This window comes from Exiguobacterium sp. FD-YE-25-4 (assembly GCF_057004685.1).
On the sequence record NZ_CM168041.1, the window covers coordinates 707,324 to 730,000 of the forward strand.

General features: G+C 51.8%; 26 protein-coding genes (1 of these 26 running past the window's edge). 17 read left to right on the forward strand and 9 right to left on the reverse strand.

Features of this window, described 5'->3' with window-relative positions:
- Positions 1–6 precede the first annotated feature (6 nt).
- The 8 genes from AC13H5_RS03635 to AC13H5_RS03670 all read left to right on the forward strand — a co-directional run bounded on the left by AC13H5_RS03635 (position 7) and on the right by AC13H5_RS03670 (position 6,333).
- Positions 7–1,185 (forward strand): RNA-splicing ligase RtcB, encoded by a 1,179-nt coding sequence (locus AC13H5_RS03635; RefSeq protein WP_034781001.1) that lies wholly within the window; start codon positions 7–9, stop codon positions 1,183–1,185.
- A gap of 70 nt (positions 1,186–1,255) precedes the next feature.
- The gene (locus AC13H5_RS03640; RefSeq protein WP_483546321.1) at positions 1,256–1,570 is read left to right on the forward strand and encodes a YfhH family protein; all 315 of its coding nucleotides are present in this window, start codon (positions 1,256–1,258) and stop codon (positions 1,568–1,570) included.
- Positions 1,567–1,836, forward strand: a complete 270-nt coding sequence (locus AC13H5_RS03645; protein ID WP_214797572.1) for a YfhJ family protein — start codon at positions 1,567–1,569, stop codon at positions 1,834–1,836. The genes AC13H5_RS03640 and AC13H5_RS03645 overlap by 4 nt, the downstream gene beginning before the upstream one ends.
- Positions 1,837–2,001: 165 nt before the next feature.
- On the forward strand, positions 2,002–2,541 hold the full coding sequence (locus tag AC13H5_RS03650) for a helix-turn-helix domain-containing protein (RefSeq protein ID WP_138859912.1): 540 nt from the start codon (positions 2,002–2,004) through the stop codon (positions 2,539–2,541).
- Between the two features lie 13 nt (positions 2,542–2,554).
- On the forward strand, positions 2,555–3,661 hold the full coding sequence (locus tag AC13H5_RS03655) for an ABC transporter ATP-binding protein (protein ID WP_034780995.1): 1,107 nt from the start codon (positions 2,555–2,557) through the stop codon (positions 3,659–3,661).
- Complete coding sequence (locus AC13H5_RS03660) at positions 3,648–4,469, forward strand: ABC transporter permease (RefSeq protein ID WP_034780994.1); 822 nt, start codon at positions 3,648–3,650, stop codon at positions 4,467–4,469. The genes AC13H5_RS03655 and AC13H5_RS03660 overlap by 14 nt, the downstream gene beginning before the upstream one ends.
- On the forward strand, positions 4,466–5,266 hold the full coding sequence (locus AC13H5_RS03665; protein ID WP_034780992.1) for an ABC transporter permease: 801 nt from the start codon (positions 4,466–4,468) through the stop codon (positions 5,264–5,266). Before AC13H5_RS03660 ends, AC13H5_RS03665 begins: the two co-directional genes overlap by 4 nt.
- Positions 5,263–6,333, forward strand: coding sequence for an ABC transporter substrate-binding protein (locus AC13H5_RS03670; RefSeq protein ID WP_138859911.1), 1,071 nt, complete (start codon positions 5,263–5,265; stop codon positions 6,331–6,333). The genes AC13H5_RS03665 and AC13H5_RS03670 overlap by 4 nt, the downstream gene beginning before the upstream one ends.
- 49 nt (positions 6,334–6,382) lie before the next feature.
- Here the strand turns inward: AC13H5_RS03670 and AC13H5_RS03675 are convergent, their stop codons facing one another.
- From AC13H5_RS03675 to exaC, 4 genes are all read right to left on the reverse strand, one after another.
- Complete coding sequence (locus AC13H5_RS03675; RefSeq protein WP_483546322.1) at positions 6,383–6,778, reverse strand: nuclease-related domain-containing protein; 396 nt, start codon at positions 6,776–6,778, stop codon at positions 6,383–6,385.
- A 12-nt stretch (positions 6,779–6,790) separates the two neighbouring features.
- A complete protein-coding gene (locus AC13H5_RS03680; RefSeq protein ID WP_483546323.1) occupies positions 6,791–7,102 on the reverse strand; it encodes a hypothetical protein in 312 nt (103 codons plus the stop codon).
- A 149-nt stretch (positions 7,103–7,251) separates the two neighbouring features.
- The gene (locus AC13H5_RS03685; protein ID WP_214793294.1) at positions 7,252–7,611 is read right to left on the reverse strand and encodes a DUF779 domain-containing protein; all 360 of its coding nucleotides are present in this window, start codon (positions 7,609–7,611) and stop codon (positions 7,252–7,254) included.
- Position 7,612: 1 nt separating this feature from the next.
- The gene (gene exaC / locus AC13H5_RS03690) at positions 7,613–9,133 is read right to left on the reverse strand and encodes an acetaldehyde dehydrogenase ExaC (protein WP_483546324.1); all 1,521 of its coding nucleotides are present in this window, start codon (positions 9,131–9,133) and stop codon (positions 7,613–7,615) included.
- 221 nt (positions 9,134–9,354) lie between these two features.
- Between exaC and AC13H5_RS03695 the strand changes: the two genes are divergently transcribed.
- Positions 9,355–9,888, forward strand: coding sequence for a YceI family protein (locus tag AC13H5_RS03695; protein WP_483546325.1), 534 nt, complete (start codon positions 9,355–9,357; stop codon positions 9,886–9,888).
- 28 nt (positions 9,889–9,916) lie between these two features.
- On the opposite strand, the gene AC13H5_RS03700 is transcribed toward AC13H5_RS03695, so the two are convergent.
- Positions 9,917–10,900 carry a metal-dependent hydrolase gene (locus tag AC13H5_RS03700; RefSeq protein ID WP_034780983.1) on the reverse strand — a complete coding sequence of 328 codons (984 nt, stop codon included), beginning with the start codon at positions 10,898–10,900 and terminating at the stop codon, positions 9,917–9,919.
- Positions 10,901–10,986: 86 nt separating this feature from the next.
- On the opposite strand from AC13H5_RS03700, the gene mutY reads away from it, so the two are divergent.
- The 5 genes from mutY to AC13H5_RS03725 all read left to right on the forward strand — a co-directional run bounded on the left by mutY (position 10,987) and on the right by AC13H5_RS03725 (position 16,092).
- On the forward strand, positions 10,987–12,021 hold the full coding sequence (mutY, locus tag AC13H5_RS03705) for an A/G-specific adenine glycosylase (protein ID WP_483546326.1): 1,035 nt from the start codon (positions 10,987–10,989) through the stop codon (positions 12,019–12,021).
- A complete protein-coding gene (locus AC13H5_RS03710) occupies positions 12,008–12,433 on the forward strand; it encodes an SRPBCC family protein (protein ID WP_034780979.1) in 426 nt (141 codons plus the stop codon). Before mutY ends, AC13H5_RS03710 begins: the two co-directional genes overlap by 14 nt.
- 89 nt (positions 12,434–12,522) lie before the next feature.
- Positions 12,523–13,065, forward strand: a complete 543-nt coding sequence (gene ntdP, locus AC13H5_RS03715; protein WP_021067741.1) for a nucleoside tri-diphosphate phosphatase — start codon at positions 12,523–12,525, stop codon at positions 13,063–13,065.
- Positions 13,066–13,101: 36 nt separating this feature from the next.
- A complete protein-coding gene (locus AC13H5_RS03720; RefSeq protein ID WP_483546327.1) occupies positions 13,102–14,850 on the forward strand; it encodes an ABC transporter ATP-binding protein in 1,749 nt (582 codons plus the stop codon).
- A gap of 93 nt (positions 14,851–14,943) precedes the next feature.
- Positions 14,944–16,092: a DUF3238 domain-containing protein gene (locus AC13H5_RS03725; protein ID WP_483546328.1), complete on the forward strand. Its 1,149-nt coding sequence runs from the start codon at positions 14,944–14,946 to the stop codon at positions 16,090–16,092.
- Between the two features lie 14 nt (positions 16,093–16,106).
- On the opposite strand, the gene AC13H5_RS03730 is transcribed toward AC13H5_RS03725, so the two are convergent.
- Together AC13H5_RS03730 and AC13H5_RS03735 are read right to left on the reverse strand one after the other, a co-directional pair.
- Complete coding sequence (locus tag AC13H5_RS03730; RefSeq protein WP_138859904.1) at positions 16,107–16,523, reverse strand: thiol-disulfide oxidoreductase DCC family protein; 417 nt, start codon at positions 16,521–16,523, stop codon at positions 16,107–16,109.
- 53 nt (positions 16,524–16,576) lie between these two features.
- The gene (locus tag AC13H5_RS03735; protein WP_483546329.1) at positions 16,577–17,809 is read right to left on the reverse strand and encodes an MFS transporter; all 1,233 of its coding nucleotides are present in this window, start codon (positions 17,807–17,809) and stop codon (positions 16,577–16,579) included.
- 92 nt (positions 17,810–17,901) lie between these two features.
- On the opposite strand from AC13H5_RS03735, the gene AC13H5_RS03740 reads away from it, so the two are divergent.
- Positions 17,902–19,539, forward strand: coding sequence for an ABC transporter substrate-binding protein (locus AC13H5_RS03740; RefSeq protein WP_483546330.1), 1,638 nt, complete (start codon positions 17,902–17,904; stop codon positions 19,537–19,539).
- A gap of 33 nt (positions 19,540–19,572) precedes the next feature.
- On the opposite strand, the gene AC13H5_RS03745 is transcribed toward AC13H5_RS03740, so the two are convergent.
- Positions 19,573–20,871 (reverse strand): glutamate-1-semialdehyde 2,1-aminomutase, encoded by a 1,299-nt coding sequence (locus tag AC13H5_RS03745; RefSeq protein ID WP_483546331.1) that lies wholly within the window; start codon positions 20,869–20,871, stop codon positions 19,573–19,575.
- 191 nt (positions 20,872–21,062) lie between these two features.
- Here AC13H5_RS03745 and perR point away from each other — a divergent pair, with 191 nt between their 5' ends.
- On the forward strand, positions 21,063–21,494 hold the full coding sequence (perR, locus tag AC13H5_RS03750; protein ID WP_029596002.1) for a peroxide-responsive transcriptional repressor PerR: 432 nt from the start codon (positions 21,063–21,065) through the stop codon (positions 21,492–21,494).
- A gap of 28 nt (positions 21,495–21,522) precedes the next feature.
- Here the strand turns inward: perR and AC13H5_RS03755 are convergent, their stop codons facing one another.
- On the reverse strand, positions 21,523–21,882 hold the full coding sequence (locus tag AC13H5_RS03755) for a YgzB family protein (RefSeq protein ID WP_034780966.1): 360 nt from the start codon (positions 21,880–21,882) through the stop codon (positions 21,523–21,525).
- A 168-nt stretch (positions 21,883–22,050) separates the two neighbouring features.
- On the opposite strand from AC13H5_RS03755, the gene AC13H5_RS03760 reads away from it, so the two are divergent.
- Positions 22,051–22,677, forward strand: the 5' portion of a protein-coding gene (locus AC13H5_RS03760; RefSeq protein WP_214797643.1) for a nucleotidyltransferase-like protein. It continues 240 nt past the right edge of the window; only the first 627 of its 867 coding nucleotides appear in the window; the start codon lies at positions 22,051–22,053; the stop codon falls past the right edge of the window.

Consider the following 22,677-nt stretch of genomic DNA (forward strand, 5'->3'; position numbering starts at 1 on the left):
GGTCTTATGGAAATTATCGGAAAGCATAACCGGGCCAAAGTGTTCAATGAACGGATTGACGATACGACGCGGGCCCAAATCCAAACGCTCGTCGACCAACCGTTCACGCGAGGCGCCTCGATTCGAATCATGCCGGACATGCATGCCGGCAAAGGATCGGTCGTCGGGACGACGATGACGATTCACGACAAGGTCGTGCCGAACCTCGTCGGCGTCGACCTTGGGTGTGGCATGCTCTGTACGGAAATCAAGGTAAAGCGCATCGACTTTCAACGGCTCGACGACGTCATCCGCCAATATGTACCGAGCGGGATGAACATCCGGGATACAGCACACCCGTACGCGTCTGAGCTCCCACTCGAGGATGTGCGGGCGCCTTATAAGCTCGACCGGGCCCTCCGCTCGGTCGGCACGCTCGGCTCGGGCAATCATTTCATCGAAGTGAACCGGGACGAAGCCGGACGCACGTTTCTCGTCATCCACTCCGGCTCACGCCACCTCGGTGTCCAAATCGCTGACCATTATCAACAGTTGGCGGTCGAGCACATGATGAAGACGGTCGACATTCGAGACGAGATTGAACGGATGAAGGCGACGGGACGGCAGCAGGACATCTCGGTCTATCTCGAGACGGAGCGCGAGGCACGGAATCGTTTCCGCGACCTCGCCTACGTCGAAGGGGAAGCGATGGAAGATTACATGCACGACGTGCGCATCGCACAGCAATATGCGGCCGCCAACCGTCTCGCCATGACCGACGTTATCGTTGAGGCGATGAACTGGAACGTCGTCGACCAATTCGATACGGTCCACAATTATATCGATCACGACGCGATGATGCTTCGGAAAGGGGCCATCTCGGCGCGGAACGGGGAGCGGGTCATCATCCCGATGAACATGCGCGACGGCTCGCTCATCTGTACCGGGAAAGGCAACCCGGATTGGAACTACTCGGGTCCACATGGCGCCGGTCGGGTCATGTCACGCTCGGCAGCGCGGAAACGGGTTGACTTCAAAGAGTTCAAACGATCAATGGAAGGGGTTTGGTCGAGCTCGGTCCGGCCGTCGACGATTGACGAATCACCGTTCGTCTATAAGTCGATGAAAGAGATTGTCCGCTATATCGAACCGGCCGTCACGATTGATCAAGTCATCAAACCACTGTATAACTTCAAGGCGAACTGAAAGGGCGAATTCAGTTTCGCCTTTTTCTTTTCCGCGAAAAATCTGATACGCTACAAGAGAGGTGAGCGAAATGGAAAAACGATTGAGTGATTTATCAAAATATGAACTCGAACAAGAGATTCGGGCGCTCCATGAACGGAAGCGGAAAGCCGAGCAGATGGGCATGGTCAGTGAGATTGAGGTCGTCTTGCGACGAATTGCGATTGCCGAGAGCTACTTGATCGACCCGAACTCGTTCAAGCCGGGAGCGACGTATATCGTCAACTATAATGACCGTCCATTCCGATTGAAGTTTGTGAACGGCGTCATGGGTTGGGGGACATTCGAAGGCGAGACGGCTGACCATGCGATTCCGCTCTCGGAGCTGTCGGAGGTGAACGCATGAACCGGACCGAACAATACGAGCGCTTGGCACACATCTTGAAACAGAAAAATGATGTCTTAAGCGACGTGGAGGCGTTGACGTGGGTCGAAGTGCTGTGGGAGGACTTTGAGACGACACTCGCCCGGGCCGGAGAACCATATCCGGGAGAAGCAAAATCGTTCCAGTATGTCGTGCAACAGATTGATGCGTACGGACCGCAACTCCACTTGTTTCAAACGAAAAATGAGAAGTTCAAGCACTTGATGTCAAAGCGCGACCTTCATTGAAAAATCACGCCATAATTGGCGTGATTTTTTGCTTGCAAACAACTCACAATCCGTTATAATAAAGGTCGCTATTAGTTCGTTTCATAGTTAAGTATTTATAAACTTTCTTTAGTTGGAATCATCTTTCACTAAACTTGAGACGAGGCCGAAAGGAGGGAATGTGACTTGGACGTCGGTCAAAAAATCAAACGGCTCCGCGTCAAGAAGGGCTTGACGCAAGAAGAGCTGGCCGAACGCACGGATTTGAGTAAAGGGTATATCTCTCAAATCGAGCGTGATTTGAGTTCACCTTCGCTTGAGACATTATTCGACTTGTTAGAAGTACTAGGTTGCTCACCGAAAGAATTTTTCGATGAAGAGATCTTTCAAAAGGTAAGTTATAGCGAAGACGACCGGACCGTGTATGTGGATGAGGAACGAAAATACCGGACCGAATGGCTCATCCCGGAATCGAACGAAAAAGAGATGGAACCGATTTTGCTGACCTTCTCCAAACATGGGGAATTCAAGCGCTATGAGCCTTCCCGTTCTGAGACGTTCGTCTACGTCCTGTCAGGGCGGGTCGCCTTGAAGCTCGGCCATCACACGTATTTCGCCAAAGCGGGAGAAACATTATATTACGTCGCTTCGGATTCACATCAGCTCGTCAACGACTGTGATGGCGAGAGTGAATGTTTGATCGTCGCGACCCATTCATATTTATAAGGGAGGAACCGAAATGAACCCAGAAACGATTATCCGCTTTGACAACGTGTCGAAGCGTTACGATGACACCGTCGTCTTGGAAAACATTAGCTTTGAGATTGAACGAGGGAAATTCTATACGTTGCTCGGACCGTCTGGATGTGGGAAGACGACGATTTTGCGTCTGATCGCAGGTTTCACGGATGCGACAGAAGGCGACATCCAGTTCAACGGGAAGCGCATTAACGACGTCCCAGCGAACAAACGTCAAGTGAACACTGTGTTTCAAGACTATGCGCTCTTCCCGCACTTGAACGTGTTCGAGAATGTCGCATTCGGTCTGCGCATCAAAAAGATGAAAGAAGCGGACGTGAAGACGAAAGTCGAACAAGCGCTCAAATTCGTCAACCTGAAAGGGTACGAGTCACGTGAAATCGATGAGATGTCAGGCGGGCAACGCCAGCGTGTCGCCATCGCCCGTGCCATCGTCAACGAACCGGAAGTCATTTTGCTCGATGAGCCGCTCTCGGCGCTCGATTTGAAGCTCCGGACGGAGATGCAATATGAGCTTCGTGAATTGCAACAGCGTCTCGGCATCACGTTCATCTTTGTCACGCACGACCAAGAAGAAGCGCTCGCCATGTCGGATGAGATTTTCGTCATGAATAACGGGAAGATCGTCCAAAGCGGGACACCGACCGACATTTACGATGAGCCGATCAACCGTTTCGTCGCCGATTTTATCGGAGAGTCGAATATCGTACCGGGCGTCATGCCAGAAGATAACATTGTCACGTTCGCCGGGAAGACGTTCGATTGTGTCGACCAAGGGTTTGATCGCAATGAAAAAGTCGAAGTCATCATCCGTCCGGAAGATTTGGAGATGACGTCGGTCGACTCGGCGAAACTCGTCGTCGATGTCGACTCGCAACTGTTCCGCGGCGTCCACTATGAGATTTGCTGCTATGACCAAGAAGGGAACGAATGGCTCGTCCATTCAACGAAAAAATCGGTCGTCGGCTCAAAAATCGGCCTCACGTTCGATGACGAGGCGATTCACGTCATGCGCTTAGGGGAGACGGAGGAAGAGTTCGACCGTCGTCTCGAGTCCTATGAGGAGGTCGCTCATGAATCAAACTAGTCAAACCGCGAAGACGGTCTATTTGACGACCTATTGGTTATGGATCGCGCTGTTCGTCATCGCGCCGCTCCTGCTCGTCGTCTATTACTCGTTTTTTGATATCGAAGGGAACTTGAGTTTAGAGAACTATCAGATGTTCTTCACGTCGACATATTTGACGATGACGTTGTCTTCCTTCTGGTATGCGTTCTTGATCACGTTCTTCTCGCTCTTGATCGGGTATCCGACCGCCTATTTATTGACGAAGACAAAGCATAAGCAACTTTGGCTTTTGCTCATCATTTTGCCATCATGGATCAACTTATTGCTTAAAGCCTATGCATTCCTCGGAATTTTCGGGACGTATGGCATCACGAACCAATTTTTAGAGGCGATTGGCATCGGGACACAACAGATTTTGTTCACGGACTTTAGTTTCGTATTCGTGTCGGTCTATATCTTCATCCCGTTCATGATCTTGCCGATTTATAACGCCATTGAAAAGCTCCCGCCGTCGCTCGTCTATGCGTCGCGTGACCTCGGGGCCTCGAACTGGACGACATTCCGCCGGGTCATCTTCCCGCTCACGCTCGACGGCGTGAAGTCAGGGATTCAAATCGTCTTTATCCCGGCATTGTCACTGTTCATGATCACCCGACTCATCGCCGGAAACCGAGTCATCACGCTCGGGACGGCGATTGAACAACAATTCCTCGTCACGCAAAACTGGGGCATGGGCTCGACGATTGCCGTGTTCTTGATTTTGGCGATGGTCCTCGTCATGGTCATCACGCGTGACTGGGGCGCGAAAGGAGCGGTGCGTCGATGAAACCGAAAAAATTTAAATTAGCCAACCTCTATTTGATGGCGGTGTTCTTCATCCTCTACGCACCAATCATCTACTTGGTCGTCTACTCGTTCAACAGTGGCGGGACGATGAGTAACTTTGAAGGCTTCACGCTCGACTGGTACAAGTCGCTCTTTACCGACACCCGCCTGCTCGTCATCGTCTTGAACACGATCGTCATCGCTCTGCTGTCGGCGACGATCTCGACCGTGCTCGGCGTCATCGGCGCGCTCGCCATCTATACGGCGCGGCAACGCTTCACGAAGACGTCGCTCTTGTCGCTCAACAACGTGTTGATCGTCAGTCCGGACGTCATCATCGGGGCGTCGTTCCTCATCCTGTTCACGATGCTCGGGATTCAGCTCGGTTTCTACTCGGTGCTATTGGCGCATATCGCCTTCTCGGTGCCGATCGTCGTCATCTTGGTCTTGCCGAAGCTGCAAGAGATGAGCCCGACGCTCATCGATGCGTCGCGTGACCTCGGCGCGAGCACGTGGGACGTGTTGACGAAAGTCATCTTGCCGTATATCACACCGGGCATCTTCGCCGGGTTCTTCACGGCGCTCACGTATTCGCTCGATGACTTTGCCGTCACATTCTTCGTGACCGGCAACGGCTTTACGACACTTGCCGTCGAAGTCTACTCACGGGCTCGCCAAGGCATCTCGCTCGAAATTAACGCTTTGTCAGCCATCTTGTTCTTGTTCACACTCATTCTCGTCCTTGGGTATTATGTACTTGCCCAACGCGGTGGTAAAGCGAAGGAGGTAAGACGATGAAAAAATTGGTCATCATGTTGACGGTGCCGGTCCTCGTCAGTGCCGCTCTTTTGCTCTGGGTGTATCAAATCAATATGGCGCAAGGGTTTGGCGGCGATAACACGCTTGTCGTCTACAACTGGGGCGATTACATCGATGAAGACTTGATTGGCGAGTTCGAGGAAGAGACGGGCTTGAAAGTCATCTATCAGACGTTCGATTCGAACGAGGCGATGCTCACGAAAATCGAGCAAGGCGGTACGGCGTTCGACATTGCGGTCCCGTCGGATTACGCCATCAGTAAAATGATCGAAGAGGACCTGCTCTTGCCGATCGATTATGACAAGCTCGAGAACTTCGATAACATTGACCCACGTTTCCTCGACAAGTCGTTCGATCCGGGTAACACGTACTCGGTCCCTTACTTCTGGGGAACGGTCGGTATCGTGTACAACCCTGAGCTCGTCGACGGTGAGATTACGTCATGGAACGACCTATGGGACATGCCGCTCGAGAATGACATCTTGCTCGCAGACGGGACTCGTGAGGTGATGGGCTTCGGTCTGAACTCGCTCGGTTACTCGCTCAACACGACGGACAAAGACGAGTTGCTCGAGGCGGAGAAAAAGCTCGAGACGCTCTGGCCGAACATCAAAGCGATCGTCGGCGATGAAATCAAGATGCTCATGGCCAATCGCGAAGCGGCCGCGGCCGTCGTCTGGTCTGGAGATGCTTCCGAGATTATGTACGAGAACGAAGAGTTGACGTACGTGATCCCGGAAGAAGGGACGAATCTCTGGTTCGACAACCTCGTCATCCCGAACACATCGAAAAACGTCGAAGGCGCGCACCAGTTCATCGACTTCATGCTCGACGCGGAAATCGCGGCCCGCAATACCGACTATGTCGGCTATTCGACACCGAACGAAGCGGCACTTGAATTCTTAGATGAAGAAGTGACGTCAGACGAACGTTTTTATCCGTCAAAAGACGTGACAGATGAGCTCGAAGTGTATGAGAACTTAGGCAAGCGCATGAACGCGTACTACAACGAACTCTACTTGCGCTTTAAAATGCAAAGTAAATAAAAGGAGTCCCGCTCACCGTGAGCGGGACTTTTTTGGATGGGGCGGGGAATCACGTCACCCGTTGCTTGGCAGCGATATGGGCCTCCCTGACGGCTTCGTCCGCAGATGCGAATTGGAGCAGCTGCTCGTAGATGGCCGTCTGTTCCGCCAACGTCAACCGGGCCTCGCCTGGCAAGGCAATCTGCTGTTTCCATGTCTTCCGGTTCAATACGGGAACGTCCGCCACGTCGATGCGCTTCAAGGTCGACCGGTCGCTGAAGACGATCCAAGAGTGGAGCAGACTCCGCTCCACAGCAAGCGTTTGTTCCATCGCTTTCATATGCAACTCGTTTTGTTTAATCGGATTGAAAAAGCGGAACTTCTTTCGATTCGGCATCGACTGCGTCCAGTGCCGTTCTTGTTCATGTCCAAAAATCCAGCCGCTATAATTTTTTGACTCAATCACGTGGACACCACTCTAGTTGATGAACACCACATCGATTTCAGTCGTACGCTCTCGATTCTTTGGGTGAGGCAAATATAGATTCGTCAAGATGAAGGGATTCGGGACGCGCTCCTCGATGGCGGCGACACATAAATACTCGCCGTATAAGCCGGTGTCTTGAACGACTTTGAAATAGCTGTGTCCGGTCTGGGCGTAATAGCGGCTCCGTTTATAGCGCTTGACCTTCGTATACAACATACCGCTCATCACCAGGAACAAAGGAGCGAATAGACTGACCAATGAAATCAACATTCCGTTGAACGTGCTCGTTAGAAGCTCGGACATAGGCTGCCTCCTTTCGTGTCTCTCTTTACTATATCGAATCGAGCCGATTTTTAGGTTGATTTTTGGGGATAATTGGAAATGTGATTTTAAGAAAAAGATGTCTATTGATTGAAAAAAGACCAGCCATCGAGATGACTGGTCTTCTACATTCAGCTTTGATGCAACTCGGCCCGTTCTTCGTCCGTGAACACACGGGAACGACTTAAAAATCGTTTTCCTTCCACGCCCTCGACCGAGAACATGCCGCCCCGGCCCTCGACGACGTCGATGATGAGCTGGGTGTGTTTCCAATAATCGTATTGCTTCTCGTGCATATAGAACGGACACCCACCAATCTCACCGAGCAGGACGTCATGATCCCCGATCATGAACTCATCTTGGGGGAAACACATCGGGGAGCTCCCGTCACAACAACCGCCCGACTGGTGAAACAAGAGCGGTCCATGTTTTCGTTTCAGCTGTTCGAGGAGCGCAAGCGTGGCGGGGGTGGCCTCGACGCGATTCACCATCTCAGAAGAACCCGAGTTTTTGTTCGCTATAGCTGACGAGCATGTTTTTCGTCCGTTGATAATGGTTGAGCATCATCTTATGGTTCTCGCGGCCAATCCCAGACATCTTGTATCCGCCGAACGCGGCATGGGCCGGATATTGGTGATAGCAGTTGATCCAGACGCGACCCGCTTGAATCTCGCGACCGAACCGGTAAGCCCGATTCATGTCACGGGTCCAAACGCCGGCGCCGAGTCCATATAACGTGTCATTCGCGATGGCGAGCGCCTCGGCATCGTCCTTGAACGTCGTCACCGACAAGACCGGTCCGAAAATCTCTTCTTGGAAGATACGCATCTTGTTATGGCCTTTGAAGATGGTCGGCTGCACGTAATAACCGTCAGCGAGTTCGCCGTCCATCATGTTGCGCTCGCCGCCGATGAGGCATTCCGCGCCCTCCGACTTTCCGATCTCCAAGTACGACAAGATTTTTTCCATCTGCTCATTTGATGCTTGGGCACCCATCATGACGTCAGGGTCGAGCGGATTTCCGAGTTTGATCGCTTTGACCCGTTCGAGGACGCGTTCCATGACTGGCTCATAAATCGACTCGTGGATGAGCGCGCGTGATGGGCACGTGCATACCTCGCCTTGGTTCAAGGCGAACATGACGAGTCCTTCGATCGACTTGTCAAAGAAATCATCATCGGCGTCCATGATGTCGGCAAAGAAAATGTTCGGCGATTTGCCGCCGAGTTCGAGCGTGACCGGGATGATGTTTTGTGAGGCATACTGCATGATGAGTCGACCTGTCGTCGTCTCACCCGTGAACGCGACCTTATCGACGCGGTCGCTCGACGCGAGCGGTTTGCCGGCCTCGAGTCCGAACCCGTTGACGATATTCAACACGCCTGGCGGGAGCAAGTCTTCAATCAATTCCATGAGCACCATGATGGAAGCAGGCGTCTGTTCAGCTGGTTTCAACACGATACAGTTTCCGGCAGCAAGAGCCGGCGCGACTTTCCAGACCGCCATCAAAATCGGGAAGTTCCATGGGATGATTTGGGCGACGACACCGAGCGGTTCATTGAAATGATAAGCGACCGTGTCGTTGTCGAGTTCACTGATGCCGCCTTCCTGTGACCGGATGACGCCCGCAAAATAGCGGAAGTGATCGATGGCGAGCGGAAGGTCGGCGTTGAGCGTCTCACGGACGGCTTTCCCGTTCTCCCACGTCTCAGCGTAGGCGAGCATTTCGAGGTTCGCTTCCATACGATCGGCGATTTTATTTAAAATGACAGAGCGTTCGGTGACCGACGTTTTGCCCCAGGCGTCTTTGGCGGCATGGGCAGAATCCAAGGCGAGCTCGATATCTTCTTTCGTTGAGCGGGCGACTTCGCATAAAACTTTACCATTTACCGGAGAGGTGTTCTCAAAATATTCTCCCCCTGCAGGCGCGGTCCACTTTCCGTTGATGTAGTTTTCATAGCGGTCTTTAAAGTGAACTTTCGTGCCTGTCGAGTTTGGGACTTCATAAATCATGGTCGTTCCTCCCTTTTCCGTAAAGTGTAGGGACCTTATGTATGCGCTTACATTTTACTGTAAGTCAACAGCTCCCTTTTTTCATCGTAACGGGTTGGTGTGATAAAAGTCAAAATTTTTCGACAATAATTTGTCACATTTAAACGGAAATGTTTTGAAGTCAAGATTTGTGGTAAACATCATATTAGCATCAATTTTAAATCGAAGGAGTGGACGTAATAATGGCAAAAACATATCAAGTCGACCCGGCACACAGTTCGATTACATTTACGGTCAAGCATATGATGATCTCGAAAGTAAAAGGGGAGTTCAAAGACTTTCACGTCGAAGCGAACGGACAACCGGACGATCTCGCGAACGCCCGCGTGAACGTGACGATCAAGGCGGCATCGATCGATACGAATAACAGCGATCGCGACAACCATTTACGGTCCGGAGACTTCTTCGATGTGGAGCAACACGAGGACATCGTGTTCGAGTCGACATCGTTCCGCTCAAAAGGCGGCGGTGAATTCGAACTGACCGAGAATTTGACAATTCGCGGGACGACCCGGGAAGAGACGTTCGAAGTCGAATATGAGGGAAGTGCAAAAGATCCATGGGGCAACATGAAGCACGCCTTCACCGGTGACGGGTCAATCAACCGGGAAGATTACGGATTGACGTGGAACCAGGCGCTTGAAGCGGGCGGCGTCCTCGTCGATAAAAAAGTGAAGTTTGACTTTGAGCTCCAGTTCACGGAGTCGGAGGCATAAAAAAAAAGTCGCTCTCGCGAGCGACTTTTTACTGTTCGTAGGCCAATTTCTTTTGTAAGCTCTCTTCGCTGAACACCCAACCGGTGAACGAAGACAACACTTCGTTTGACACTTCATCGACGATGACGACGGCGACGAACGGATAAATGTCTTTCGAAAAGTAGCGCAAGTTCGTGAAGCGATATTCAATCATGCCATTGTGGCGTGTGACCGTATACGTGTGAATCTTCGAAAACTCAAGGAACGATTGAAGATCCGCATTTTTACGGGCCTCCACGAAGTGAAGGTCGTCTTCCCCAGGCATCGGCTTGTCACGGAAACGACCACATTCGATGACCGTTCCTTTTTTCACTTTGACTGCTCCTAAACCGTTGCGGAATCGAACGGCGACGTGCCAGTCATCCCAGCCGATCCCCGGCGAGATGAACAGTTCGTGGGCGCCGGCGAAGTGACGGGCGACCGTGGCGAGGGCGCGATTACGCAATTTGAACTGGATGGCGTAATAGCTGATGACGAGCGCAATGAGCAGTGCAAAAATCGGGACAGTCGCCCCTGTGATAAGCCATAATACATATGCGCCGTAATAGGCAGAGAACAAATACGGATCGAACGTCCCGATGACGCCCCAGCCAATCCATTTCTTCGAAAATGGTTGGAGGGCTTGCGTCCCGTAGGCGTTGAACAAGTCGACCGTGACGTGCAACAGCACGGCGATTTGTGCCATGACCCATAATGAGGCAGGGTTGACGCCAAGCGCGAGTCCGATGACAGCGCTGACGATGATCGGCCAGGCGAGGAGTGCGGTGATTCCGTGTGAACGACCGCGGTGCTGGCGTAAATACGTGCTATTTCCTTTTAGTTTGAAGACCGTGTCAAAGTCCGGAGCATGCGAGCCGACGAGAGCCGTCGCTGTCATGGCTAGAAACATTTGTGCGTCGCCTGACACCTCTGGGCTGAGGGTCGCGATTGCACTTAAACCAAGTCCCATCCCAATGTGAGTAGCAGTATCCAATGTGCTTCAGCACCTCCATAAGTAGAAAAAACGGCGTTATTTGATCCATTTCATCATACAATATTTTTAAAACGAGGGGAAACGAAATGCTCGATGTTGATAAATTGTTCACAAATTATAATATTCAAGAATTTAACACAAATTTAGTGACGTGGTTCAATCGCGAAAAGCGAGATTTGCCGTGGCGTCACGGGAAAAATCCGTATCGCGTCTGGGTGAGTGAGGTCATGCTCCAACAGACGCGCGTCGATACCGTCATCCCATACTATAACCGTTTCATGGAGCGCTTCCCGACGATTGAGGCATTGGCAGCGGCCGAACCCGATGAGGTCGTCAAATATTGGGAAGGACTCGGTTATTACTCACGGGTCCGAAACCTTCATCAAGCCGTCCGGGAAGTCGTTGCCGTGTACGATGGCATCGTCCCCGAGGAAAAAGAGCGGTTCGAAAAACTAAAAGGCGTCGGGCCGTATACGACCGGGGCCGTGCTCTCGATTGCCTACAATCAGCCGGAACCGGCCGTCGATGGCAACGTCATGCGCGTCATGTCCCGACAATTCGGGATTTATGACGACATCGCCATCCCAAAAACGCGGAAATTGTTTGAGCAAGTCGTGCGTCGACTGATGGACCCGGCGCATGCCTCGGACTTTAACGAAGGCATCATGGAACTCGGGGCGACGGTATGTACGCCGAAAAACCCGATGTGTTCGCTTTGTCCCGTTCAAGACGATTGTTATGCTTATACCCATAACGTTCAAGATGAACTCCCGGTCAAGACGAAAAAAGGGGCGGCTCGGATTGAGATGTATGATGCGCTTTATTGTCGACAAGAGGGCCGCACGGCCTATATGAAGCGACCGGAAACAGGTCTTCTCGCTGGAATGTGGCAATATCCGCTTACAGACCGGGGAACGGGGGAACAGTTAAACGGAACCTATGTTGGACAAGTGAAACATGTGTTTTCCCACATCGTCTGGTACATCGACTTATACGAAGTCGAGACGTTACCGGCAGGGGAATGGACTTGGCTCGACGAAGAGGCACGGGACGTGGTGACCGTATCGGTCGCCCAACAAAAATTAGAGCAGATGGCAGGTGCAAAAGATGAGACAGTTTGACGTACGAACGCCATATGACACATCCGTTGACACGCTTTGGACGCTGCTCCAAGATGCTTCGCTCTTATCAACACTGACATCGTTCCCGAAAGTGACGCTCCTTGGGGATGGGGCGTCGGTCGAGGGGAATCTCGTTCAATTGCGGGTTGGTGTCGGTCCAGTTTCATTACCGTGGAACAGTGCCATCACATTGACCGGGAATTACGCTTTTTGTGACCAAGGTGTGAAGTTGCCGTTTCCGTTCCGTCGCTTCAGCCATGTCCATCGGGTCGAACAAGTCGGAGGACAGGCTGTCATGGTCGATGAGGTCACATTCGATAGTTACGTACCGACCGTCCTTGTCGAATACTTCGTGCTTCGACCGATGTTCAAAGCGCGAGCCAAAGCATTCCAAAAAACACTAAATTCGTGAAAATAAGAGATTTCCTTTTTCATTGGTTCTGAAAGTCGCTATAATTAAATATGAGAATTGTATAGCATCATAGCGGAAAGGAGGAGCTTATGAGCTTATTTCCCAAAGCAGGTAGCAAGATCGAGATACAGAGCTACAAGCACAACGGAACTTTGCATCGCGTTTGGGAAGAAACGCTCGTCCTTCAGTCGTCAAAAACGGATATGATCGGATTCAATGACCGCATCATGGTCAGTGAGTCAGACGGCCGGCAATGGAGAACTCGTGAGCCGGCAATTTGCTACTTTTCATCTGAGTTTTGGTTCAATGTCATCTGCATGATTCGCGAAGATGGGATTTACTATTACTGTAATCTAGGTTCGCCGACAACGTTCGATGGGGCAGAACGTGCCATCAAGTACATCGACTACGATTTGGACATCAAGGTGTTCCCGGATATGTCGTACACGATTTTAGATGAGGATGAATATGAGCGGCATCGTCGCGAGATGAATTATCCGAAAGCGATTGATCGAATCTTGAAACAGAACGTTCAAGAACTTATTAACTGGATTCGAGGACGGAAAGGGCCGTTCAACCCAACATTCGTCGATGAATGGTATCGCGAATACGAAGCACGTTACCGGAGATGATTGCTCATCTCCGCTTTTTTCTTGAAGGAGGAACTAATGGGTAGTATTAAACGTTATTTAAAGTTCGTTAAACCGTATAAAAAACAAATCGCGCTGACCATCTTCGTCGGGATTTTGAAATTCTCCATCCCGCTCGGGTTGCCGCTCCTTTATAGATATGTCATCGATAACTATTTGACGGAAGATGCTCCGGCTGCCGACTACACGGAGCTCGTCTGGCTGTTCAGCATCGTCTTCTTCGTCTTCCTCGTCTTGAAGCCACCGATTGAATACTTACGCCAATATTTGGCGCAATGGGCGGCGACGCGGATTTTGTTCGACGTCCGGAACCGATTGTTCGACCACGTCCAAAAGTTGTCGCTCCGCTACTATTCGAACAATAAGACGGGACAAATCATCTCGCGCATCATCAACGATGTCGAGCAGACGAAAGATTTCGTCATCACCGGTCTGATGAACATCTGGCTCGATATGGTCACGATTTTGATTGCCATCGCCATCATGTACACGATTGACCCGCAGCTGACGCTCATCGCCGTCTTGCCGCTCCCGTTCTACGCCATCGCCGTCCGTTACTTCTATGGACGGTTGCGCCGGCTCACACGGGAACGCTCGGCAGCCCTTGCGGACCTTCAAGGTCATTTGACCGAACGCGTCAACGGGATGGCCGTCATCCGCAGCTTCGCGCTCGAACCGTACGAGAACAAAGCGTTCGAAGAACAAAACGGTGGTTTCTTGAAGGCCGCACTCCGCCATACGGGGTGGAACGCGAAGACGTACGTCGTCGTCTCGACGATCACCGATATCGCTCCAATCTTGATTTTCACGACGGCCTCATGGCTCGTCTTGCAAGAGGACGTCTCGCTTGGGACGCTCGTCGCCTTTATCGCCTATATCGATCGTCTCTACGCACCGCTCGGCCGTCTCGTCAACTCGGCGACGACGCTCACCCAATCGGTCGCTTCGATGGACCGTGTGTTTGAATTCCTCGATGAGCCGTACGACATCGAAGAGAAGCATAGCGCCTTCGTACCTGTACAAACGGCTGGCGATATCGAACTCGACCGGGTCAGCTTCGCTTATGAGAAAGACGGAGCCCGGGCTCTCCACGATGTCAGCTTGCACATCCGTTCTGGAGAGCGGGTCGCGTTCGTCGGCATGTCTGGCGGCGGGAAATCGACGCTCGTCAGCCTGATTCCACGGTTTTATGACGTCACGTCAGGCAGCATTAAAATTGACGGTACCGACGTCCGCGATTTTAAACTGCGGGCCCTCCGTGACCAAATCGGGATGGTCATGCAAGACTCGGTCCTCTTCAGTGAATCGGTCGCGATGAATATCCGGATGGGGAATCCGGAAGCGAGTGACGAAGATGTGATCGCCGCCGCGAAAGCTGCCAACGCCCATGAGTTCATCTCAAACTTGCCGGACGGCTACAATACGCCGGTCGGGGAGAAAGGGGTTAAACTGTCAGGTGGGCAAAAGCAACGGCTCGCCATCGCCCGGGTCTTCTTGAAACATCCGCCGATCATCATTCTCGACGAAGCGACGAGTGCGCTTGACCTTGAGAGTGAGGCGATGATTCAGGATTCGCTCGCGCGATTGACGAAAGGCAGAACGACGCTCATCGTCGCGCACCGATTGTCGACCATCACCGACGCCGATAAAATCGTCGTCGTCGATAACGGACAAATTATGGAGACCGGGACGCATGAAGAACTGATGCGTCGCCGCGGCGCCTATTACGATTTGTATATGATTCAAGATTTAGCAGTCGTCGAATGAGACGCGGCCTCGAGGAGACTCGGGGCCTTTTTTTGTTTTCCGTGACAGTGAGACGGGAATGAAGAAACGACATGCCAAAAGGGGGATGAACCAATGATGAACGGGGAAGGATTAATTACGGTAAAACCGCTAAAAGACGCACTCGAGCTGACGTGGTCAGTCGAAGGGACGGTCCGGCTCACGCGGAACGGGAAGTATGTGTATGAAGGAACCGATCAACACTATGTCGATCACGAGACCGGTGTGGGAGAACAAGTCGCTTATCGCATCACGGACGAACAAGGGGAAGTGGCGAAAGTGTATACGGCCGCCGTGGACCCAACTGACGACTTGTACTGGAATCGTCATCTCACGTCGGCAGTCGTCGCCTCGAACGGCACCTATCTCCAATGGGACCCGATTGCTGACGTCGAAACGTATGCGATTTACCGGCAAGGACGACGCATTGCCGAAGTCGTCGGCCATGCTTATTTGGACGAGACGCCGCTCCATGAGCCGACGATGTATGAAGTGCGGGCGCTCCGCTCTGTGAAGCGAGATGAGAAACCGGGGACGAGTCTCATTCACGCCGTCGGCAAAGCGATGTCACTCGCCAAAGAATTGAAGACGGACACGAGACGGGACAAGGAATTGTACGTCATGTATTTTCTCGTCAGTCCGATTCGACCTGATTTGGAGACGGTGGACCAGATTCAGCTTCGCGTCCAGACGTTCATCCGCCCGCCGATGATTAAAAACCCGAACTTGTTGTCGCCTCATCCGTATTTTGAAGGAGACGGTCGCCCTTATAACGTTCATGCGACCGACTACCGGACGCGGACGGAAGTGAAAGCCGAAGGGCTGAGTGATATTCCGATCGTCTCCATCAAAAAAGATGCGAATGTGACGCGTGGCTATACGAAGCATCACCGTTTGACGGGTGAAGATATCGCCTCTGTCGACCAAGTGTATCTTGAAGATGTCGATATCGACCGCGGGCGGGCGGCGTATCGGTTGCAACATTCCGTTGGCAACCCGCTCGTTATCGCGCCGGACATCAAATATACGATCGTCGCGCAATTAAAGGACAATGCTACGTTCAAGCTGTCCGGAAGTCATACGCAATCGCCACATCATGAAGTGTATCTTCAAGTCGGTGATGCCCCATGGACGACGATTCACCGGGCGGACGACCTCGGTGTCAGTTTCATGGGCAATCCGATGCCGGAGTGCCACTGGACGTACTTGACCTGTATGGACTAAAAAAAACCGTCGACTCATCGAGTCGGCGGTTTTGGTTGTTGGTCGAGAAATCGGCTCCGTTCTTCCGGCGTCGGCAGTTTGCACGTCTGTTTTTGTCCGAACCACTGATAACGATGTTTAGCGATCACATCATAGCCGAAATCACGAATCGGTTTTGGGACGAACCTCACAAACCTGAGCCAACGCCACTTCCCATCCAATCCTTCAGCGATGCGGACCGCCGCGTCGGATTTAATGTACGGGACACCATCGCGAATCAACACGATGCTGTCGACCGAGTCGTTGATACGATGACGTTTACGTAAAGCTTGACCGGCCTCGCCTTGAAGCGAGGCGAAATGAAAGTTCCCCGTCGCGTCACGGTTCAAGATGAACTGGACGCTCGCGTCGCAAAAGTTACAGTCTCCATCAAATAATACAATGGCTGGCATACCACTCGCCTCCTTCACTCTTGCCTGTTTCCGTTCCGGTGTCACTTCAAACGTCATGCGGCGAGCTGGCGCACCGATTCCATCCTATATAACGAGACGTAGTAGAGGTAGGCACCGAGCGCTCCGAACAAGAAGATGTAGCCACTCATGAACACGGGTCCGATGAATGCTCCGACGACAATCCCGGCCGCGGCCACGAGTTTGGCCCCGTGGAATGTGAGTCCACCGAAAGCAAGGTACGAGGCGCGACGCTTCGGGTCGAGCAAATCGACTTGTTTCACTTGGCGGATTGGCGAGTACAGCAATTCGCCGACTGTGAAGACAACGGCCAAGACGGCGAGAATCAGGAACGAGTTCATCGACGTGATGGCAGCGTACGCCGTGATGTATAACGACAAGCCGATGAAGAACACGTATTTCTCACGGTACCGTTTCACAAACGCAGTGACGGCGAACGTGATGGCGACGACGAGTAGTGTATTCTCGAGTTGCATGAATGCCATCATTCGGACACCATCGAACGGAACACCGACGATCGAGCGCTGTTGAAACGATTCCGCCAAATGAACACCGATATAGTTCGCCATATGGAACTCGGTCGAGAAGACGAGCATGCTGCCGAGCACGAACAACATCCAGCGTCGGTCATTGAGGGCGATCCGGTAGTTTTGAATCACGCCGACAATCGGATTGGCCGGCGTCGACCGGTTACCTTGATGCGAATCGACGAGATAGCGTTGCAAGACGACCGTTGTGATGGTCAATACGAGCGTCATCCCGACGAACAAGCCGAAGCGGTAGTCACGATAGAAGGCACCGCCGAGCATGACACCGCCGGCGATAGCCAAGTTGACGAGCCAATAATCATATACATAAATCGCTTTCCGATTCGATTCTTCCATCGAATCGATGACGATTGCCTCCAAGGCCGGATAGTTCAACCCGTTGGCGACCGCGTGACCGAAGTAGAGAATGGCCACGGCGAGTGCCCAATTGTTTGATGGGTGAATCGCCACCGTCATTCCGATGAAGCAAAGGATTTGAACGAGTTGGCCGATTTGTAAGACGTGCTTGCGATTGAAGCGATCCGAGAAGTACCCACCGAACAAGCCGGTGACATACCCGACGATGACGAATGACGTCATGATGATCCCGGCAGCGATTTTGCCGAGTTCTTCTGAAAAGTATAAAGCCATGAATGGAAAGATGGCCGAGCCGACGATGCGGATGAAAAAGCCGCAGACGAGTCGAAGCCGAACGTTGGTTGGAAAATCTTTGAATTTCATGTGAGCACCTCCTTGTCACTACTTTAAACGTGGACTACACTTGGTAAAAAGAGACAAAATATTTGGACATGTCCACTTTTAGGGGGAAGGTCATGAATGCGAAACTAGTGGCGATTTATCGCCACACGATAGAGACGGGCAAAAGGGAAGTGACGTTGCGGGAAGCGGTTGAAGCGGTCGGCTATAGTGAGAAACAAGTGAAGCGTGATATCAAGGCGTGGCAAACGTTAGGCTGGGTGGAATATCAGGCCGGGAAAGGGCGGGGTCATGAATCAATACTCCGCTTTCAGTCGGGATTTGCTCGAACGCTGAACGACTGGGTCGAAACCTCATTCTCAACGGCCTCGATGGCGGACGCGGCCAAATGGTTGGAGTGGGAGTGGCCACCCGCGTTACGTGAATTGATTCAAGCCCGGATTTGGAGTCGATTCGGTTTCGAACAGACGGAAGAAGACCGATTCGTGTTCCCGCGTACCCGGACGCTTGAATCACTCGACCCGCTCGACATCCATATCGCGATGGAGGCGTCCTTGTCTCGGCACGTCTTCGATCGCCTCTTCGAATGGGATGGGACGACGGTCCAAACGTCCCTTGCCCATCATATCGAAGAAGTGACATTCGGATTTCGGTGTTATATCCGAAAAGGCGTCACATTCCACAACGGAATGACGTTAGCCGCCAAAGATGTCGTTTACGCGTTGAATCGATTATTGGCTCGCGGAAAACAAGTTTGGTTGTTCGCGCCAATCGAACGGGTCGAATCGCCGGCGCCTTACGTCATTGACATCCATACGAAAGCGCACCGGGCCTACATCGAACGTTTACTTGCCCAAACGCCGGCATCCATTACGTATGAAGGGGCAGAAGGGATTGTCGGGACGGGACCGTTCAAATTGGAGAAACGGTCCGAAGAAGTCGTCCGGTTGCGGGCGTTCGAGCGTGGGCTTCGACCGCGTCCTTCATTAGATGTGGTCGAATTTGTCACGTTCTCAGAAACGGATTATGCCAAGTGGAGCGCCGGTGATGATCAGAGCATCGTCAAGTGGATCGCTGAGGCCGGGGCGCGTTATCTCATGTTCAACTTGCAGCACTCTTGGCTCAAAGATGATATGGACACACGACTTGCCATTCAACAGGCAATCCATAAAGAAGCGTTCGTCGACTTGGGAGGAGAGCGTCATCAAGTGGCCCATGGTTTTTTCCCGGAGGCGAGTCGACCGGTGGCGGCACCAAAAGCAACGGGAAGTTCGCGCCGTCCACTGCGTCTATTGCATTTGCCGTTCGACGTTGCGACAGAAGACGCGATGCTTGTCGCGGAACAGTTGCGCGTAGCCGGCTTTACCGTTGAGACCGAGACGTATACGATTGCCTCGTTACTACAAGAGGAGACGCTCCGCCGTGCTGATTTGATTTTATGCGGGGAGATGATGAGCGAAGATCTCGATTTGGCGTTTCTCGCGTTTTTGACGAGTGAACTGTCACTCGTCGGCAAGTTAATCGCGCATGAAACGGAGCTCCGGACGATGATGGACCGTTACCGTCAGACCGATATGAGTGCGTGGCCGTGGCTCCATCGTGACGTCGAGCGTTATTTGACAGAAGCGGCACTTGTTATTCCTCTGTATCACGTGGCCCGAGAGCGGCGATTCCCGAGCTTTCTAGGGGAAGTTCCAGTCGATGTGTTCGGCCACCCCCGCTACGACCAGCTGTGGATTCGGCCTTCGGTGTAAACGAAAAGGAGATGCCGCGGCATCTCCTTTTGCTTATAGTTGGGCGAACGCGCGATTCACAGCGGCAATCGTCTCTTCGATATCTTGTTCGGTATGCTCAGTCGTCAAGAACCAAGCCTCGTACTTCGAAGGGGCTAAATTGACACCGTTCTCGAGCATCAATTTGAAGAAACGTCCGAACACTTCACCGTCTGATTTTTCGGCGCCTTCGTAATCGGTCACAATCTCGTCCGTGAAGTAAACCGTAAGGGCACCTTTTAAACGGTTCAACGTGATGGTCACACCATGTGTTTCTGCGGCTTCACGAATCCCGGCCTCGAGCTCGGCACCGAGTGCGTCGAGCTTTTCGTAAACGCCGGGTTGCTCGAGAACCTCGAGACAAGCGAGACCCGTTGCCATCGACGCCGGGTTGCCGGCCATTGTTCCGGCCTGATAGGCTGGGCCGAGCGGAGCGACCGTCTCCATGATTTCAGCTTTACCGCCATAGGCACCAATCGGCAAGCCTCCGCCGATGATTTTCCCGAGTGCGGTCATATCCGGTTCAATCCCGTACACTTGCTGGGCGCTTCCGTACGTGAAACGGAACGCCGTGATGACTTCGTCGTAAATGACGAGCGCACCATGTTCATGGGTGATGTCATTGACGGCCTGGAGGAAGCCTGGTTTCGGCTCGACGATCCCGAAGTTCCCGACAATCGGTTCGACGAGGACGCAGGCGATTTGATTTCCCCATTCGTTCATCATGTCGCGAAACGCTTCGACGTCATTGAACGGCACGGTGATGACTTCTTTCGCCGTAGCTCGTGTGACGCCGGCCGAGTCTGGTGAGCCGAGCGTGGCCGGTCCACTGCCTGCCGCGATGAGCATCAAGTCCGAGTGACCGTGATAGCAACCGCTGAATTTGACGACGAGCTCACGACCGGTATAGGCGCGAGCGACACGAACGGTCGTCATGACCGCCTCGGTCCCTGAGTTGGTGAAACGGACTTTACCCATTGACGGGATGGCCGCCTTTAGTTTTTTCGCGAACTCGACTTCAAGCGCGTGCGGTGTCCCGTAAAGGAGTCCTTTAGACGACGCCTCAATCAACGCTTTATGGATATGCGGATGGGCGTGGCCTGTGATAATCGGTCCGTACGCCGCCAAATAGTCGATATAGCGATTGCCGTCGACGTCATAGAAATAAGCGCCGTCTCCTCGTTCCATATAGACGGGTGCACCGCCGCCGACTGCCTTGAATGAGCGGGAAGGGCTATTGACCCCGCCGACGATGTGCGTCAAGGCGTCGGTATACAAAACGTCTGAATTGTTGCGTGTAGATGGTGTTGCCATATGTATTGCCTCCTTTTACAAATTCGCACTTATTGTATCATAGCCGTCAACCGCATAAGCTCAACGTTTGACGACCGTTCAAGAAATCAGTACACTATTTATAAAGATTACTATGTAAGAAATAGGTTAATTCTAACTGACATTTCGCATGAATTTTATAGAAGAAATGAGGGATTGACGTGGGAAGCGAAATGCTTGACCATGCTGTTCAGTCGCTCCGAGAACATGGAGTCAGAATGACGCCTCAGCGCCAGGCCATTTTGGAGTACCTCGTCACGGAGCACAGTCACCCGACAGCGGATGACATTTATAAGGCACTTTCGGCGAGATTTCCGAACATGAGTGTCGCTACCGTCTACAATAACTTGCGCGTCTTTAAAGAAGTCGGACTCGTTCAAGAGATGAACTATGGGGACGCTTCGAGTCGCTTTGATTTTGTGACGTCGCGTCACTACCACATCATCTGTGATGCATGTGGGAAAGTCGTCGACTTCAACTATCCGGTCCTCGACGAAATCGAATCGGTCGCGTCTCAATTGACAGGGTTCAAAGTCGATCGTCACCGTCTTGAAGTATACGGGACGTGCCCAGCTTGCCAAGCTGAACAAGCGCATAAACATTAAAAAACATCCTCAGGCAGAGGATGTTTTTTTATTCGTGTGAATGGGTTTGACGCTTATTATATTTTTCATCGAACTCTTTACCTTCGAGCGATTGATCGATCGTGAGCGGTTCGTCGCAGTGCATACATAAGTCGACCCGGCCGAGCATCTTTGTCGGTTTCTCACAATTCGGGCAAGTGACGACGATGGCTTTCGTGGATGCCATCCCAATAATAAAGTAGAGCGCTGAACTCGATAACACCATCACGAAGCCTAGCAACATGAAAATAATCATCAGCCATGTGATGCTTTTCGCCAACAGGCCGAGATACATGACTCCGATTCCCGCAAAGACGAGCAACAACGCAAGGTTTCGAGCGCGATTGATTTTATTCCCCCGTTTTTTCATTTCGTAATCCCTCCATGTCTGTCTTTACTATAGCTCATCTGCACGACCGTGAGAAGTTCATACAATCGCTGGCAGGAGAATTTTAAAAGAAGGCGAATCATTTTTGTATCAGATTATTGGGTGGACGATTGTGGTTCATCATTATAGAAAGAAGGTATCAAGGTGACTATGGAGTATGCGACGCGCACGATCTATTCGGAATATGCGGCCTTGAAGACAACGCTTGGCATCATTGAAGTGAAAAAGAAACGGCCGAGAGATCCTTTGACCGATCAATCGGACCGGCTGTTGATTGTGATTGAAGCGAAAGAAGAACCGTTCTGGACAGTGAAACATTATCAGGTTGGGCAAGAAAAAATTATTCTTCATCTCGTAAGTGACTCGATGATGGATCGTTGGATTTTAATGAACGAGAATCGCCGGGCCATTCATTGGATTGAAGATGGAATGGTCTTGTTTGAACGAAATACGTTTTTATTAGACTTGCGACAACGCCTTCGTAATTTTTCGAATGATGAGCAACGTCTTCAACTGTCCCTTGCTTTTGCGAAGTTGTTGCGACGCTTTGAAGATGGACGAAGCTTATTTTTACAAGAGGAGCATCAAGATGCTTTCACCCAAATCCATCATGCCTTGACTCATTTGGCGCGGTTGTCGGTGTTGGAGGCCGGAATTCATCCGGAAATCGTATTGTGGAAGCAAGTGCGCACACTCGATTTGGAAATATATAAGTTACATGAAGAACTGGTGAGCGGACAAGAATCGCTAGAACAGCGGATTCATTTGGTAATCATC